Below are 16,782 nucleotides of genomic sequence, written 5' to 3'. Positions count from 1 at the left end.
GAAAAATAATGAGTGGGTGAGCAAGATACGCCTTTGGCAGACATCCGAAGAATCAGGGGAATTTCCCCTGGCCCCTCAAAAAAATAAAAAAATTCGTAACTGTTCAGAACCCCCTGCACTGACATAGTTTTACATAATAGTGACACGTAACATTTGATATTTTTCCTTAATAGTGATACAATATAATAAAAGTAACACTATTAAGGAGACAGATTCATGGCAATCGTAAAGGTTCATAATAAAGCTCGCAATATAACATATGTCTATGAGTCTGTTTCCTATTGGGATAAGGAGCTGAAGCAGCCCCGTTCCCACCGCAAGCTGATTGGCCGCATCGATCCTGCCACAGGCGATATTGTCCCGACGGGAAAGCGGACAAAGGCAGATGCTGCTTCCCTGACCCATAGTGATACAGACTATAGGGCATTGTATGAGCAGGCTCTGGCAACAATAGCGCAGAAGGATGCCCTTATTGCAGAGCTTCGTAGTCAGCTTACCGCCGCAGAAGGCGAAACCCGTTTCTGCCGCTGTTCGATGAAAAAGGCTTGTGATATCCTGATGGATACCGCTTCCGGAAAGGAGCGGGTCAATGGATGACAAAGATCTTATTATCGAAACAATGGCAAAACAGAATGCGGATCTCACCGCACTTGTGCAATCACTGACGGAAACCATCAAGGAATTAGAGGAAACTATCCGAGAGCTCCAGCGCCAGCTGAATCAGAACTCCCAGAACAGTTCCAAGCCACCTTCCAGTGATGGTTTCAATAAACCAAAGCCTCAAAGTCAGCGGCAGAAATCCGGCAAGAAGCAGGGCGGACAGAAGGGGCATCCGGGCTCCCATATGTCGATCCCGCATGAACCGGATGAATACAGCAAACATTTGCCGAAAAAGTGCCTTTCCTGCCCGCGGCTGAACGAGTGCGTCATGAGCGGCAAAGTATTTACCTGCGGTGAGAAGCGTTATGAAGTCAATGCAGTCATCACAACCAGGGTGACAGAGCACCAGTCCATCCAGGTGGCATCATGTCCATGTACGGGGGAAGCCCTGGCCGGGGAATTCCCTGAGGGAATCCGGGCATATGTACAGTATGGCGATTCCGTTTCCGTACTTGCCGGATTGCTGAGCACCTATGGAGCAGTCAGCACAATGCGGATCCATGTCCTGCTGGGAAGCCTTCTCGGGATCAGCCTGTCCACCGGGACGATCACCTCCATGGTGTCGAAGTGCGCCCAAAAAGTGGGCGGTACACTTGAGACTATAAAGTCCATGCTGATCGGGTCGAAGGTCGCCAACTTTGATGAGACCGGCACCGACGTGAATGGAAAAACCATCTGGGTGCATAATTCATCCACTTCGGATCTGACCTATCAGACGATCAGCACCAAACGTGGCCAGATCGGCATGGAGGGGAATGGTGTGCTCACCAAGTTTGGCGGTATTGCTGTACATGACTGCTGGTCTCCATACTGGAAGTATGACGATATCACACACGCAGTTTGCAATGGACATCTGCTGCGCGAACTGACCGGTGTTGAACAGTATAGTCCGGGACACATGTGGGCGCCGGGGTTCAAGACCCTCCTCCGTTCCATGAAAAAGGCCCGTGATAAAGCGGTGGTCAAAGGCAAAACGGAACTCAGCTACTATCACCTTCATAAGTTTGACACAGAGTATGACAGGCTTATGATGATGGCAAATGAGGAATGTCCTCTTTCCCCAGATCCGCTAAAGAAAAAGAAAGGGCGGAAGAAAAAAGGGAAAGAGCGGTCGCTCATCGAACGCCTTATGGCACTCAAGGCATCAGTCTGCCTTTTTATCAGGGACTTCGATGTTCCCTTTGATAACAACCAGGCGGAGCGCGATGTCCGCAATGTCAAAACAAAAACCAAGGTGTCCGGATGTTTCCGTACAGAAAGTGGGGCGCAGGATTATCTGGACATCATGTCATACATTAGCACAGGCAGGAAGCACGGTATCAGCGCTTATGAAGCTTTGACAGCTGCTTTTACTGGGAACGCTGAGATCGTCCTGCAGTAAGCAGGGGTTCTGAACAGTTACAAAAATTCATGAAAAATCACCCCCTCTTCTCCCTGAGAAGATTGCAAAGCTCCGTTTCTGTCATTTCATGGAGAGGCAGGTTCCGGATTGCGAGAAGCTGCATCAGGCTTTTGGCCGGGGCAATAAAAAAGATCCATCCGGTGCCAAAACCGAGGACCTTGCAGTTTTTCATTGCCCGCCTTTTCAGCTTCAGGGACTTCCGGTCCCTTGCATCTCCATTTTTCATCTTCAGCGCATAGACCCGTTCACCTCCCATTTCCTCCGGACTTTTGAAAACGGCTCTCAGAATCTTCAGCCTCCTCAGTTCGGAAACGGGATTTGAAGTGAGAATCTCGCTAAGTCCGTCACAGGCCAGAATCACCACTGCTTTCATGAGACCTCCCATTTTTCATTTCCGCCAAAGAGTTGTCCAGACTGAATTTCGATCCGCTCCATCAAATTATGAAAATGTGTACCTGCCGCCGCTCTTGCTGTAGACAGCGGTCAGACTCGAACCATCAGAAAGTTTCAGGTGAATGGTCGCCTGCCTTGTCCCGGCATCGATCGAGTAGTCCGTCACTTCAGCGCTCTCAACATCCTTCTTTCCATGTCTGAAAAGATAGTCGTAGAGGCTGTACTGGAACACATAACGGTTGTCTATGTAGTTGAGCAGTTCCTCCGGAACAGAGCTGATGGAAATGTTCCTCGCGTCATAGTCGTCCGCCTGTTCCTGAGTCTGACTCTGTGGCTGGGGCTGAACCTGCGATGGGTTCTGTGCCTGTGAAGCTACCTGGGTCTGAGAGCCTGCCGACTGGGACTGGTTATCTGTTTCTGAAGCCTCCTCCGTCGTCAGAGTCTCCGGCTGGACCTCCTTCTCATCCTCCTCAATCATGAAGATGTACTGACCCGGAAGTTCCGGGAAAAGAATGAAGCGGAAGCTCTTGCCATCCACTTTTTCCAATCTTCCCTGAAAAGCCATTCCCTTAGGAAGTGAGCATTCGACCTCTTTCTCCACGATGATCCTCTTTGTGCTGATTCCTCTGTCCTTCAGGAAAAGACCTGCCGCCCTGAGAAAGTCTGTCTCCACAAATCCGGAATCCCGCTTCTCCTTGTCCGTCATCCCGGTAATCGTGAGATAAGGGCTGATTCCCTGGTCCTCTTCCTTTCCAAAGATCTGCTCCTTCATGGAATCCGCGCCTTTGTTGATCAGCTTTGCCTTCTCCTCCTCAGAAATCCCAGTCTGCGGAATAGCCGCTTCGGTCTCGATTGCCTCCGCAAGTCCATAGCCTCCGCCGCTCTCAGCAGCATTCAACTCACTCATCACCTGAGTCGCCTGCTGATTACTGCTGTCTGAATCCGGCAGCTTTGCCAGTTCTCCGACGACAGCAAGTCCCAGAATAAAGATGATGGAAGCGCCAAGTGTCGCCATCTTTCTGGCCCGGATGACCTTGCGCCGATCATCCAGGTTGCTGTTATTTTCAGATTCATCCAATTTTTTATCTTTCAGGCATCTTCTGATCCATGAATGCTTCGGATGGCATGTATCAGGCGGTCCTTCTGGTGTTTCATATTCCCGCTTCGGAGGAAAATCCTTCGGAGCTTCATTTCTCATATCCTTGTCCATATGAACGACCCTCCTCGAAATGTCAAAGGCCGCTGAACTTGAATGAGTCAGCAGCCTTGTCGTAGGTTCCTTCGATTGTCTCTCCGGTATTCAGTTCGATCGTAAACAGCGCCCGGTTCTGCTCCGGCTGAAGCTCGTAACTGCTCAGAGTTCCGACCAGTTCCCCGGTCTTGCCGCTCTTCAGCACATAATCGAATGCCGAATCATAGAAGTGATCTTTTCCTCCGACAAACTTGATCAGATTCATTGAAACCTGAAGGATATCGAAGGAAGTGGTCACCTCCTGCGAAGTTCCGGATGAACCGCCTGAGTAGCCGCCTCCACTATAGCTCCCGGATGAACCGCCGGAAGAAGTTCCGGTTCCCATCTGCGAATTGTCTGAAGTCGGCGCTGCGGTCTCGCTCTGGGCTGTCTCACTCTCACGCTCCACTTCGGTAAAGAGATACTTCTTTTCCTTCGGGTAATACACAGCAAGAGCCTCCCACCTCGGGTCGTTGTTGAAATAGATATAGTGGTAAACCTGATCCGCATCTTTCTCGCCCTTGTACTCTTCTTCGGAAAATGTCACATCGGTCACTCCCTGATACTCAGACATGGCAGAGCTGATATGGAGCTGGTCGCCAAGCTGCTGAAGGAACTTCTGGTCGTCGAACTGTCCGCTGTAGGACTGAAGGATCGAAGCCGTCAGCCCATGGATCGTCAGGTTGTAGGGATTGGTCTCCGGCGTCTCCATCATCGTCTCCGGCTCCGTGGATGCCTCCGGGGCTTTCTGCTCTTCAGGTTTCTTTTCCTCGTCTGAAAACTTCAGGTTCACCAGAACATCCTCGTCCGGCATGACGAAGTTGATTCTCTTGTTGTCGTCGTCCGCATCATTCACCAGATAGGAATAACTGGTGGAAATGTCATTGGTGGCGTTGATCGATACGTCGTCGAAGTACTTACCCTCGACCGGATGAACCACCAGGGCGACCATTTCCTGCGGAGTGACCGAAAGCATCAGCTTCTCGTCATCCTCCTTTGAAAAGAGTTTCTTGTCATATTCGATGCTGCCGTCCGCGCTCTTGTAGATCAGAACGCTGTGCTTTGCCGCTTCTGTCTCGACCGGTGCCTTCGGCTTCCGAACCACAAAGTTCAGTGTGACAAGCCCGGCGATGGCCGCCGCCATCACGACACCAGTGATCAGAAGCGGTTTATTGTTTCGTCTATTCGGATACATGTCCGTCCCCTCCTCATCTGTTGTAGGCATAGACGCTGTAAAAGTCATATGCCTTGCTGTATACGACGATGTAGTCCTGCGAGTAGGTCTTCTTTCCGGAATTCGTGTAAACCCTGACCATGCAGCGGATCTCATCATCCGTCTCATCGAGCATTTCCTTCAGTTCCACCTTCGTCACCGTATAGAGATCTCCGTAGGCCTGGTAGAAATGGTCTGCGATGGCATGGTCAAACTCCACCGCACGGTCGCCGATGAAAGCTTCCCGCACACCCGAATAGGCCTCGGTGATCTCCGGATGAAAGGACTGGCGGAACTTCTTAAGGCCCTCGTCCTGCTCCTCCTTCTGTTTCTGGACTTCCTCGTCCGTGACCGGTGCTTTGCCGGAATCAGATGATTCGGAAGGCTTCTGTTTTGTCTGTCCCCCGGTATCATCCTTCTCTTTCGACCCGCCCCCGCTCTCATCGTTCTCTGTTTCAGATACACTGCTGCCGCCCAATGCTCCCGCATAACCCGAACCACTTTCTGTCGTGGCTTCCGTCTGTTCCGTCTCTGTATCAAGACCGTCAACCAGTTTGCTCGATCCAAGATCGATCAGGTACGGCAGGTAGACCGAGATCAGAACAGCAATGCAGAAGATCAGGATATAACTCCGCAGTTTTTTCTTATCCATGCGCTCTCTCCTTTCATGTATCGAAGAACCAGTTGCCGCCGATCTGGACTGCGCCTGCCCCGGTCGTCTTGCCTTTTCTGCTCCGGAAACTGGTGAAGTTGTGGTTGCGGATTCCACGCCTCAGACAGTCATCGACTGCCTGCTTCACGTAATCTGGGACGTTGCCGTACAGTCTCGCTTTCCAGTAACTGTCCATCGAATAGCAGTACTGCCCCGGAGCGGTCAGCTGGCTCAGTGCATTGCCTCCTTCGTATCCCCACTTGCCGGACTCGGTCCTATTCATGGCAGAGGAAATGACAGCCAGTGCTCCCTGATAGGATCCGTTGTCTTCCTGTGCGACGATTGCCCAGATCAGTTCCATCTGTTTCTGTGAATACTCTGTCCTGTCCGTCCGGAAGCCGGTCTCCGCGATCCCCTCGCTGTTGTCCTGAAGGATGATGTATCGCCGGATTGAAGTGATAGGCATGAAGTCTACGTTGCTGATCATGGGACCCGTTCCGGGGTTCTCCGCAGTGTTATAGTCATGTCCGGAGCAATGGACCACCTTGCCGTTCCCAAGATAGATTCCTACATGAGGGTTGCTGCCCCAGTACACGATGTCTCCCGGCTGGGCGTCCGACACATCCGGAACGATCTCTCCGTTTGCTCCCTGGTCCTGCGCAATCCTCGGAAGGTTAATTCCGAAGGAGCTGAAGATACTCTGAACAAAGCCGGAGCAGTCAGCTCCATAGCTGAGGCTTGTACCACCCCAGATATATGGAATCTTCCCGACAAAGGTTGTCGCGTACTCTGCAATCTCTTCTCCCATCGAGGATGCCGCCGGCTTGACCGAGCTCAAAGAAAAGTAGAGGGAACGATTGTCCTCCGGACTGATCAGTTCCGTCGCGAGATTCTCATTTCCCGAATCCTGGAGGATACTTGCCACGCTACCTCCGCTGATAAGATCCGATTTCCGGATGAATCCGCGGACATCACCGGACTCGACAAAGTACCAGTCCCTCTCGTCCTGTGGTTCGGCAAGGATGTAGACCAGGCTGCCTGACTTGACCTCACCAACTGCCCTGGAGTTTTCCTTCGGATACTCCAGCACCTCTGCCTTTGTCAGAACGAGGGCAGAATCTTTATCTGCCAGGACATCCTTCGTGGTCGTCTGCGTGTAAGTGAAAGCCATGTTGTCCGCGATCTCAATATCGGGTGTCGCAGTCTCAAATCCCTTTTCACCGATCAGGTCAACCATGTCCGTCGTATCGCTCCCCGACTCAAGCTCAGAGGATGGAATGAAGCCTCTGACATCGCCCGATTCCACATAGGACCAGTCGCCAATGGATTTCAGCACACAGACCAATCCGAAAAATGGTACTTCGCCGACGATTGCCGACTTCTGGTCCGGCTGTTCGTAGATCCGGTTGCTCCTGTCTCCGTGGGCGATCGCATACTGCTTCTTCACCTGAGAGAAACGAAAGTCCCGTTTGAAGTACCAGCTCGGGTCCCAGTAGCTGCCGTTGTAGTAATAGCTGCCGCCGGAATAATCCTCCTCTGTCTCGGATTCTGACTCCTCTTCCGGCAGTTCATCGAGATAGACTTCAGTCTCTGATTCTGTCTCAGTCTCCTCTTCAAGTGAGAGTTCCGTGTCTGGCTCTGTCTGAAACTCACTTTCCGGCTCTGATTCCGTTTCACGGGCAGTCTCTGACCCGTTTTCAGTTTCAGATTCCTTCTCTGAGTCAGATTTATTTTCGCTTTCATTCAGCGGATCTTTTTCCGTCTGACTGGTTCCAGATTCTGTTTCCTTTTCACTTTCTGGCTGCTGTTCGGTCGCCGCAGTACTCTCGGTTCCGCTCTCCTTCTCGGTATGACCCTCCGCTCTTGTTTCTGTCTCTGCTTTCTGCTTCGTCTCCGCTTGCGTCTGTTCAGACGAACCTGTCTCCTCCTGGACAGGCGGATTTGTCTCCGTAACTGCTGTCTCATTTCTTCCCGCTTCCTTTTCTGCGTTGTCCTCAGTCTGCCCGGCTGACTGCATCTCCGGAAAACTTTCCGTGAGTGGTACCGGCAGTGTTTCTGTCGAAGAGATGCTCTCCTCTACAGCAATCATCTGCCTGTCCGCTTCTGTCTCTGCCGCGGGTACAGAAAAGCAGCCGCCCGTGACCGTAGTCATGAGAACGGCTGCCCCTGAAAGCAACGCTGTTATTTTTCTGAATCTCATGATGTTTTCTCTGCACACTCCTTTCCGTATTAATGGCCGAAGAACCAGTTGCCGCCGATCTGTACTGCATCCGCTCCTGTCGTCTTGCCCTTTGTGCTCCGGAAGCTGGTATAACTGTGGTTCCGTTTTCCTTTCTTCAGACAGTCATTGGCCGCCTGCTTCACATAGTCCGGAACGTTCCCGCCCAGCCTTGCCTGCCAGTAGGTATCGTTGCTGTAACAGTACTGACCAGGTGCTGTCAGCTGCGCCAGAGCGTTACTCCCTTCACAGCTCCAGGTAGGTGACTCCACCCTGTTCATGGCAGAAGAGATGACCGCCAAAGCTCCCTTGTAGGACCCGTTGTCCTCCTGCGCCACAATTGCCCAGATCAGTTCCAGGTCCGACTGCGAATAGTTGGTAGCATCGGTTTTGTGTCCATAGGTCCCCATTCCTCCGAGCCCTCCGGAAATGTTCCCCCTTCCGCCTACGTCGGGTGTCAGTACTCTTCTCACCTCAAAGTACTGATGGTACTCATTCGAGATGTGAACGCCTCCCGACTGGTGGATGATCTGGTTGTTCCCGATGTAAATGGAAACATGCGTGGATCCATTTCCGTTCGGTTGACCCTTTATATGGGTGCCTGTACGGTAATAGATCAGGACATCTCCCGGTTTTGCCTGAACCAGCGAATCGTAAGCGATGTGCGTTCCCGCCTGCGTCTCCATGGCTCCGGTATCTCCACCGATCTCATAGCCGAAATGATTGAATACCCCGTGTACGAATCCAGAGCAGTCGCACCCGCTCTGCCATGCAGTCGGACTGCCTCCATGTCCACCTCCCCACACATATGGAATCTTTCCAATCCACTGTTTGGCATACTCGATCAGCTCCGTTGCATCTGCATAGGCGTACACTTCATTATCCTCATAAGAGGTAGCAGTTGCCGTCCCAAGAATCGGAATAAACATCATCAGAAACGGCAGTATCAGGACCAGAATGAGCGGGATGATCAGGATAACAAGCTTCTTTCTGACAAGTGCCCGGATTGCCTTGCGCGCGTCATCAGCCACTTTCCTCAGGGCTTTAGTTCCTTTGGCCATCAATCCAAATGACTGCTCGGCCTGTTGCGTCATTGCCCGGCTCTGCTCGTCCTCCTGCATCTGCTCCTGCCGGAACTTCTGCATCTGTGCCTTCTTCGCCAGGGAACTTACATTCAGCTTGGAAATCTTCTCTGTCAGCTGTTTCCTGTATTCCCCTTTGAGTGCTTTGCGAACCTGCTTTTCATAGGCAAGCTGTGCGGCCGCCTTCTGACCGTCTGAAGAGAATCCCGCACTTTTCAGAATCTGACCGTATGCTTCGGAAGATTCTCTTTCCAGATAAGCGGTCCGTAGTGCTGCACTCTGAAGGACCCTGCTGTTTGCTCGGTCCACTCTGCCGGCAGACACTGTCTGAATCGCCTTTTGGATCTCAGCCTTCTCTTTCCTCGTTCTCGCACCGGCAAGAAGACGCTGCTGGTAAGAAATAGCTTCCGGAGATGTCTTGAAACTGTCAGTTCTTAATACATCGTTGTTTATCGATATTTTATTTTCTATTGATTCGATATTTATCGATGCATTATTTTGGGCCCCAGTACTTATTCTCTGTCCATTTTTTGAGACAGCTCCCGGACCAATATCGATTCCCACCTTCGGTTCTTCTTTGGGGCCTGCCCTTGGTCGTGCCGACTCTCTCTTTACTGCCTCCCTCTTTGCAACTTCTTTCCGAATGGATCCGATTGGTCTTCCTTTGCCGTTACTGTTCCCAAAAGCAGATTCGATCGAGGCTTCATGATCTCCATCTTCAGGAAACAACTTTGATAGTGGTTCCTGGCAACCCGGGATTTCTCCTCTTAGGGTCGTTCTCCTCGTTTTCCCCTGGAGACGATATCTCCGAACTGTAGCCTGCTTGTTTTCCATCCTCTGCCCGGACGATATCCATTGCCTGGATGTTGTCCCTTGTCCGGGTAACGTCATCCTTTGAATCTCTTTTTGTTCCTTTACATCCAACCTCGCCGCGGTCTTTGCCATAGTTCCGCTCTGGATCTTCCGATCGATCTTCTTCTCTATCTCAGACAGAATTTGCTCACGCTGTCTTCGCGGCATGGAGAGCAACGCCTTCCTGTACTTCTCAGGAAGCTGTGCAATCACCTCTTCCCGCAGGGCAAAAGACCCTCTGATCTTCATGGAAGCAAACTGTCGGAGCTGTTGGTCAGGATTCTGAAAAGATGGTCCTTTCTGCTGACGGATCCGGACATCCATCGCTGTTTTCATCTGGCGCAAAGGCACCACCTCCTGGAAATAAAATGAGCACCTGACCTGCTGGCCAGATGCTTCATGCTTTTCTGCTTACTGTTCTTCGATTGGTTACTCGTGGCAACCATGGTTCCCGCAGCCACCATTTCCATGATGTCCGCATCCCTCATCTCCATGATTTCCTTCATGATGAGAGCAAACAACATTCGGGTCATATTCCAGACTGCCGTCAAGCAGTTTCCGGGCAGCTTCATCGGCACTTCCTGAGACACCGCCGTATATGGATATCCCCACTTCTTTCATGGCCTGCTGTGCACCGCCGCCAATACCTCCGCAGATAAGTACATCCACCTTGTTATCTTTCAGGAATCCAGCAAGAGCCCCATGCCCGGCGCCATTTGTACCCACGATCTGGGAATCAAGGATTTTACCGTCCTCAGCATCATAGAACTTAAACTGCTGTGTCCTTCCAAAGTGCTGGAAAATCTGACCATTCTCATAAGTTGCCGCTATTCTCATTACATTGTCTCCTTTCGACATTATCTCATGATCCGCCTGTACTCTCACAGGCTTGAATTCCACCTTGCCGCCTTCTATCTGAAGCTGTTTGCCATTGATCAAAGCATCAGCAAGCTTTGTCCGTGCTCTTTCGTAAATAGCTGTTACTGTTGTTCTTGCGACATTCATCTGAGCTGCCGTGTCTGTCTGATTCTGGTGCTTTAGATCAATCAGACGTATTACTTCAAATTCATCATAAGTAAGTGTAACCTTTTCTCCATTTGGTATTCCTTCCGGATTGAAAGAAATGTACTCCGGCATTGTCCCAATCATACGGGTTTTCTCTTGTCTTCCAGCCACAGCATCGCCTCCATTTCTGACATATGTCATTATATGCTTATCCCATAAAATGTGTCAATCAGTTTTTGACATATGTCATAAAATAGTTTTTGCATGGATGCAAGATTATTCCTGACTGGTGATTACGATGATCAAATGGAGCTATCCAGCTGCCCGTAAAGGAACTCCGGCTTTTTCACTTCTCCCTTCACTCGGTTCTTCCTGATCTTCGCCAGTTCATGGAAGTTAGTATTGAAGAGCTGATACATGGCAGAGTCTTTGGGAAGTCTTCCGTCACAGGGGATGACCCGGTTTCCAAACTTGAGAAGTCCACAGCCGCAGTCGGGATTGCTGATGTACTGCATGAGGTTCGGTGAAATACCAAGTTCCGTCTCCAGCAAGTGCCGCTCATTCTCTTTCAGATTGAGTAGCATCAGGAACTCGCTATTACAGAGCATCGACTCAACCGCAGTCGTTGTCAGCAGATCCGCCACGTTCTGCGTAATCGCCGTGCAAAGGCCGCCCATCTTTCGTACCTCTCTCCAGATCTTCTCCAGGTAAGCAGCGGAGTATTGATTGTGGGAGAGGTATGCCGATAGGTCAGATCCTTTCGGACCTTTCGCCCCGGCCCACACCGTGCAAGCAGCTTTCACTGCACACGGCGTTCCATGGGAATAGTTCCATCATTATTAAAACGGCCACTCTCAGAGTATTCGTGCTCACTTTATTTCATGCACACTGTCCCTAAGCCGGCTAAGTGCCGCCATCGGTTCAGTTTCTGCATACGAACATTGAAATTCTCATTGAGGCGACGAATCGTCTCTCTGATAGCATCCACATCATCAGCAAATATAATCTTCTCTACCTCACGGCAGACAATTCTCAGATTGTCATAGCTGTCACTGCCACCTTTTGCTTTCGGAATAATTCTGATACAAGCAACATCTTCCAGCAAAAGCTGTTTACCGGTGATTTCACATTTACCTTTTGCAGCAACAAACCTTGAGAGTCGATTATCGCAAAACTCGATGCCTTCCGGACTGGACTGTTCAGCCAGTTCAATCAGCACCTTGGAATAAGCTCTGCTCTGCAGGAGCGAATGAATCCTCTTACGCCCCTCCGGTGTGTATTTGTTCACCGAAGGGCTATGGCACATCGGATTCGTCGTATGACAGTAGGCGACCGGGACCACAATCATCCCATTGATGTACCTCACTTGCTTCGACTTGCCATACATCTGAAAGAAATATTCATCCATTGCGCCTTTGAGTTTTTCAGGCTTATCCTTACTAAGAGAATTGCTTCTGGCACATCGTATCTTCATCGTTCTGTCCAAAGCAGGAAAGAGCCTATGCACGTCTTCATTGACCATTGTTGCCATGTTGTAGTACCCGTGGATACCAACAACCGCCTGATTATAGGCGATGATATCGTCATGCTGTGCTTTTTCAGAGGCATGGGCTTTACAGGCCTTAACTAAAGAGTTCTTCAACTTTGCCTGCTCCATCGCAATGGCTTTATCAGTCATATGCGACTTGATTACCCACCTTTTCCCTTTTTGGATCAGTCTGAATCGGATTCCGAGGAAATCGCTGTATCCAGTCGTCAGATTAGTAATCTTCGACTTCTCCGGCGATGTTTCCAGCTTCAATCGCTCCCATAGCCACATTTCCACAGCTCTCTTCATTCGGACAGCTTCGTCATAGCTTTTACAGAAAACTTTAAAGTCATCTGCATATCTGACGATTCTGACTTCCTTCAGACTCGTTTTCCTAAGACGCCTGTACAATGCACCTTTGTTCCATGAGCCGTTACTATTTCTGCACATGTCACTCGGAAGGCTTTTCTGCACCTGCATCTCCTCCCACTGGCTCGCAATCCACCAGTCAAGCTCGTTCAAAACGATATTGGCCAGCAGTGGACTGAGGACTCCGCCTTGCGGTGTACCCTTATCGGGAATCCACCTTACGTCGTTTTCCTCAATCGGCGCTTTCAGCATCTTGCTGATCAGACAAATCAGTCTCTTATCTCTGATACCGAGACTCCATATCTGCTTCAGCAGCTTTCCATGGTTCACGTTATCAAAGAAACCTTTAATGTCCACGTCTACCACAAAGTGATAGCCGTCATGCTGTGCCAGCTTGTAGCAAAACGCTACCGCCTCCTTTGTACTGCGGTTTGGCCTGAACCCATAGCTATGCGCATAGAACTTCGCTTCACATATAGGTTCCATGACCTGCAATACACTTTGTTGAACTACCCGGTCTATTACGGTAGGGATTCCAAGAGGTCTCATCTTTCCATTGGGTTTGGGTATATAGACCCGCTTTACCGCCTTTGGTTGATAATTCCAGATTTTGTCCCGCACCTTTTTCACGAATAGCTCGCTTGGGATAGCACTGAGGTCTTTGAACGAAAGTCCATCGACTCCAGGAGTACTGCTACCCTTGTTTCCCTTAAGGTTGCGATAGGCCATTTCAATGTTGGGCTTGGTTGCTATGATACTTACCAAGTCTGTGAATACTTTGTTTTCCGCACTATCCCTATATAGAGCATCCAGCACATCTATCATGTTGTAATACTCCGCATGTCGGATAGAGCTATTCTTAAGCACTCCTGTTCTCTGCATAGTCAACATCACCTCGCTTTCGCAAGACTTCGTTTCTCTTAGTCCTACTCGAACCTATGTATGTTGACCGTTTTATTTTGCAACTATCAAGCACCGCTCTCACGGCGCCCCACTAGAGGCTGTTGCTCCATTTCCGTTACAGAAACTTCTTCGCTCGTGCCTCCGCTTTCACAGCAGTTAAGGCAGGTTATACAGTTTCGGTTATCCTGCACTGCTTTCCCTGCCAACAGATCATCACGAATGCAATCACTCCCTGTCTGCTGCTTCCGACGTTCCGATATGATACCAATGCTGTACTTAGGTGCCTTCTATGGGCCTGCCAGCTTATACCGCCTGTAACGGTATCCCGAATTTCAAATCCACAACCCATACTTTTCGGTAGCTGACCCCGGGCAACCGGCATACGCTTATTCAACGTATTCGAATTCTAGACCCTTTCAATCGTTGGTTCGTCCCCCTAAGGATTCTCACCATATACAGCTGCACTACATAATCACCAGCGGCCTGCACCTCTGCAAACGTTTCCCCAGTGTAACTCTGTGGGGCTGGCTTTTTGCTCTTCAGCCCAGCTCTCCCTACCTTTTCGCATTGCATTGCTACTAACGCAGTGGGCAGTTTGTGTGTGTCCCTTCGTGGCGTTACCCACTCATTTGAACAGTACCATAACAGTTGTACTGGCAGTTTTGGGCACTGCCAGTCCCGCTACCCTAAAGTCAAAGACTCTCAGGCGGCGAAACGCCTCGCCCTGTGAAATTCATCTATGAACACCCATGTACATTTTCCTTTCTTAGCATTCTCAGCTATGCGAGAGCGAACCGACTCCAGCATGATGATAATCCCCATGCCGGACTGCGAACGGTCGATATCCGCCATCCCATAAGCAGTGAAACGGTTCTTCGTATTCACATTTGTCGGTTTGGAAAACATGTTCATAGCACCGGTAACGAACAATTCCATGGACAAAGCAAGCGCCTGGGCTCTCACTTCCGGCTGCTCCTTCAGAATCTCATAGAACTCTACCAATGTCGGTGTCCTGAAGTTCTTCTCACCGACTCCCCTGTAAATCTGCTGGACAACCCGGCCGATAATGGAATTGTCCTCCGGCTCCATGCTGTTCTCCTTGATCTGCGAGAAGATGGAGAGCATCAGGTTCGTCTTGTCCTTCAGGAATGTCGACCTGGAGTCCATGTACTGCAGGGTATCCGTGTCCAGCGGATTGATGTAGTGCTTCGAAGTCGAGGAGAAGTCGATGAACTGACCATGGAAGTAATCGCAGATCGCCTCGTACTCGTTCATCGGGTCGATGACGATGATGTCGTCGTCTGTCGTCAGAAAGATCTCCGTGATCTCCTTCTTCGTCTCCATGCCCTTGCCCGAACCGGAAAGCCCCAGGATAAAGCCATTTCCGTTCAGCAGTGTCTTCCGGTCGCCGACCAGAATATTGCGGCTGATCTGGTTCACTCCGTAAGCGATTCCGCCCGGCTGGTACAGTTCATGCACGATGAAAGGTGTAAATGCAGCCAGTGGCTGTGTCAGCAGCGGATACATAGTGTTGCAGAACCGTGCCCCGCAGGGTGATGCTGTATGAAAAGCCTCTATCTGCTCCCAGTAGACGGGTTCGAAATGAAATCCTTCTCCTTCTGCCGCCGAGCAGAAGGCGGTCACGTTGTTCTCCAGTTCCTTCCGCGTCGGAGCGTTGATCACCACATAGACTCCCACGTAGAACATCCTCTCATTGTTGTCGTTGATGACATCCAGAAGTTCTTCGATCTCGCTCTTCTGTCTTCTGACTTCATAGGAGACATCGCTCGACCAGGCGCCGGCCCGGTTCCGTGTTTCCTGCTGTTTTTCGATCGTCCGGCCGACCTGCATGTAAAGATCATTCAGCCTCTTGTGGACAGCGTCCATCGGAATCGCCGCCGCATCAATGGTAACGGAGCACTGGTAATCCCCGGACAGGAACCGGTTCATGATCTCCGGATTGACTCCGCTCGGCAGATGCGGCAGATATAGCACCCGGCTGTAACGATTTGCAAACTGAAGTGTGACCCCGTCCATAACTCCGTACTCGTCCTGAAAATATCCGACATGCTGCGGAGCGACGAAATCTTTCCAGTCCCTCGCTTTCCTCACCATCTGCTCCCATGTCAGGGTCAGCTGCTTTCCTTCTCCCATGTGCCAGAAAGCATAGAGGTAGCGCAGCCGGTCCGTTCCATTCATGGGGATCAGGGCACTTTCCATTTTGCTGAAATTCACTGTCAGGTTGGCCTCAATCGACCGGAAATAGTCCCGTGCTGCTCCGACATCCTTCTTCCTCACAGACAGCACAAAGATCCGCACTTGGGTCAGACCGGAATGTCCTTCCAGTACCCTGTCGGAAATATACTTGTTGAAGGAGTGGACCATTTCGGAGAACATGCCGTCCTTCTCACGGATAAAGACGTCCCTCCGGACCTGATCCATGTCCTGGTTGTTGTTGATCATGAGGATCTTGAAACTGACATTCAGGCTATTCAGCATCAGGCAGTAGCGCCTGAGGAAATCATCTTTCTCAAGATCATCCATGGTCGCGAAGTTCGTGTCCAGAAAGAGATATGCCTTGTCAAAAAGAACTTCAGCACCCTTCGGTTTTTCCTCCAGCTGACAGATCCCGTCCTTCGAGATCCGGCTGATTGGAATCAGCTGCTGGACTGTCTTCGGCAGCCGGTAGAGCGGCTGCGTCAGCTCCTTGTATTCCTTCATTGCCTTCAATCGATCTCACCTCGCTTTTTGCTTCGCCGCATACTGTTTTGGTCCTTCCTGCTTTCCTCACCGATTTCTCCTCCCCCAGAATGGTCTCCTCCGTCTCCAGATAGATCTTCCGGAGATCTTTCTTCCTGGTTGTTTTACTTCTTGATTCCAGATTCTTCTTTGCTTTTGCATCGCGTTCGCCTGAATCCATATCCATAGAATCCTTAAAACCCTGATTCTGCCAGAAGACCATTTCCGGCTGGTAGAAGAAGGACGATTGCTGCTGTACCTTCTTCTTCCGCTTCAGGTACTCGCCGAGCGGGATTCCGTGGACCTTAATGAACCCGACCGCGATGATCGGGAAGGCTACCGGAAGCGTGAGGTACATCGCCACGGAGGCATTCAGCTTCAGGTAAAGAAGGAAGAAAGCCAGAAGCCCTCCGCTGACTATAACCGCGGCGACTGCAAATAAGGTCTGACGCATGGTCAGACCTTTGAAAAAATCGTCCTTGTAAGAGTCAATGTCCTGATTCACAGGAATCATCATGGTAGATCACCATCCTTT

13 protein-coding genes are annotated in these 16,782 nt (G+C 50.5%); 2 read left to right on the top strand and 11 right to left on the bottom strand.

Annotated elements, in window-relative coordinates:
* Window positions 1–216 precede the first annotated feature (216 nt).
* Both G4C92_RS12205 and tnpC read left to right on the top strand, forming a co-directional pair.
* Window positions 217–597 (top strand): hypothetical protein, encoded by a 381-nt coding sequence (locus G4C92_RS12205; RefSeq protein ID WP_274939919.1) that lies wholly within the window; start codon window positions 217–219, stop codon window positions 595–597.
* Window positions 590–2,041: an IS66 family transposase gene (tnpC, locus tag G4C92_RS12200; protein ID WP_274939918.1), complete on the top strand. Its 1,452-nt coding sequence runs from the start codon at window positions 590–592 to the stop codon at window positions 2,039–2,041. Before G4C92_RS12205 ends, tnpC begins: the two co-directional genes overlap by 8 nt.
* A 37-nt stretch (window positions 2,042–2,078) precedes the next feature.
* Here tnpC and G4C92_RS12195 read toward each other — a convergent pair whose 3' ends face one another.
* From G4C92_RS12195 to G4C92_RS12145, 11 genes are all read right to left on the bottom strand, one after another.
* Window positions 2,079–2,435, bottom strand: a complete 357-nt coding sequence (locus G4C92_RS12195; protein ID WP_274940106.1) for a hypothetical protein — start codon at window positions 2,433–2,435, stop codon at window positions 2,079–2,081.
* 66 nt (window positions 2,436–2,501) lie between these two features.
* Complete coding sequence (locus tag G4C92_RS12190; protein WP_274940105.1) at window positions 2,502–3,533, bottom strand: hypothetical protein; 1,032 nt, start codon at window positions 3,531–3,533, stop codon at window positions 2,502–2,504.
* A 154-nt stretch (window positions 3,534–3,687) separates the two neighbouring features.
* Entirely contained in the window at window positions 3,688–4,881 is a 1,194-nt protein-coding gene (locus G4C92_RS12185) for a hypothetical protein (protein WP_274940104.1), read from the bottom strand.
* Between the two features lie 13 nt (window positions 4,882–4,894).
* Window positions 4,895–5,551, bottom strand: a complete 657-nt coding sequence (locus G4C92_RS12180) for a hypothetical protein (RefSeq protein ID WP_274940103.1) — start codon at window positions 5,549–5,551, stop codon at window positions 4,895–4,897.
* 13 nt (window positions 5,552–5,564) lie between these two features.
* A complete protein-coding gene (locus G4C92_RS12175) occupies window positions 5,565–7,640 on the bottom strand; it encodes an NlpC/P60 family protein (RefSeq protein ID WP_274940102.1) in 2,076 nt (691 codons plus the stop codon).
* Window positions 7,641–7,780: 140 nt separating this feature from the next.
* A complete protein-coding gene (locus G4C92_RS12170; protein ID WP_274942011.1) occupies window positions 7,781–10,039 on the bottom strand; it encodes an NlpC/P60 family protein in 2,259 nt (752 codons plus the stop codon).
* A gap of 93 nt (window positions 10,040–10,132) precedes the next feature.
* Window positions 10,133–10,909 carry a DUF134 domain-containing protein gene (locus G4C92_RS12165; RefSeq protein WP_274940101.1) on the bottom strand — a complete coding sequence of 259 codons (777 nt, stop codon included), beginning with the start codon at window positions 10,907–10,909 and terminating at the stop codon, window positions 10,133–10,135.
* Window positions 10,910–11,010: 101 nt separating this feature from the next.
* Window positions 11,011–11,385, bottom strand: a complete 375-nt coding sequence (locus G4C92_RS12160) for a hypothetical protein (protein ID WP_274940100.1) — start codon at window positions 11,383–11,385, stop codon at window positions 11,011–11,013.
* Between the two features lie 197 nt (window positions 11,386–11,582).
* On the bottom strand, window positions 11,583–13,430 hold the full coding sequence (gene ltrA / locus G4C92_RS12155; RefSeq protein WP_274940099.1) for a group II intron reverse transcriptase/maturase: 1,848 nt from the start codon (window positions 13,428–13,430) through the stop codon (window positions 11,583–11,585).
* Window positions 13,431–14,210: 780 nt separating this feature from the next.
* Complete coding sequence (locus G4C92_RS15215) at window positions 14,211–16,127, bottom strand: VirB4-like conjugal transfer ATPase, CD1110 family (RefSeq protein WP_408611778.1); 1,917 nt, start codon at window positions 16,125–16,127, stop codon at window positions 14,211–14,213.
* Window positions 16,102–16,764, bottom strand: coding sequence for a PrgI family protein (locus tag G4C92_RS12145; RefSeq protein ID WP_274940098.1), 663 nt, complete (start codon window positions 16,762–16,764; stop codon window positions 16,102–16,104). Before G4C92_RS12145 ends, G4C92_RS15215 begins: the two co-directional genes overlap by 26 nt.
* Window positions 16,765–16,782 lie beyond the last annotated feature (18 nt).

The sequence above is a fragment of the Chordicoccus furentiruminis genome (assembly GCF_019355395.1).
Taxonomy (GTDB): Bacteria; Bacillota; Clostridia; order Lachnospirales; family Lachnospiraceae; genus Chordicoccus; species Chordicoccus furentiruminis.
Note: the sequence above shows the minus strand (reverse complement) of the source record. Positions and strands in the feature narration are given on the sequence as shown.

Coding starts and splice junctions, on each gene's coding strand:
- G4C92_RS12205 (WP_274939919.1), top strand. CDS start 217: ATGGCAATCGTAAAGGTTCATAATAAAGCTCGCAATATAACATATGTC.
- tnpC (WP_274939918.1), top strand. CDS start 590: ATGGATGACAAAGATCTTATTATCGAAACAATGGCAAAACAGAATGCG.
- G4C92_RS12195 (WP_274940106.1), bottom strand. CDS start 2,435: ATGAAAGCAGTGGTGATTCTGGCCTGTGACGGACTTAGCGAGATTCTC.
- G4C92_RS12185 (WP_274940104.1), bottom strand. CDS start 4,881: ATGTATCCGAATAGACGAAACAATAAACCGCTTCTGATCACTGGTGTC.
- G4C92_RS12180 (WP_274940103.1), bottom strand. CDS start 5,551: ATGGATAAGAAAAAACTGCGGAGTTATATCCTGATCTTCTGCATTGCT.
- G4C92_RS12175 (WP_274940102.1), bottom strand. CDS start 7,640: ATGATTGCTGTAGAGGAGAGCATCTCTTCGACAGAAACACTGCCGGTA.
- G4C92_RS12170 (WP_274942011.1), bottom strand. CDS start 10,039: ATGAAAACAGCGATGGATGTCCGGATCCGTCAGCAGAAAGGACCATCT.
- G4C92_RS12165 (WP_274940101.1), bottom strand. CDS start 10,909: ATGACATATGTCAGAAATGGAGGCGATGCTGTGGCTGGAAGACAAGAG.
- G4C92_RS12160 (WP_274940100.1), bottom strand. CDS start 11,385: ATGGGCGGCCTTTGCACGGCGATTACGCAGAACGTGGCGGATCTGCTG.
- ltrA (WP_274940099.1), bottom strand. CDS start 13,430: ATGATAGATGTGCTGGATGCTCTATATAGGGATAGTGCGGAAAACAAA.
- G4C92_RS12145 (WP_274940098.1), bottom strand. CDS start 16,764: ATGATGATTCCTGTGAATCAGGACATTGACTCTTACAAGGACGATTTT.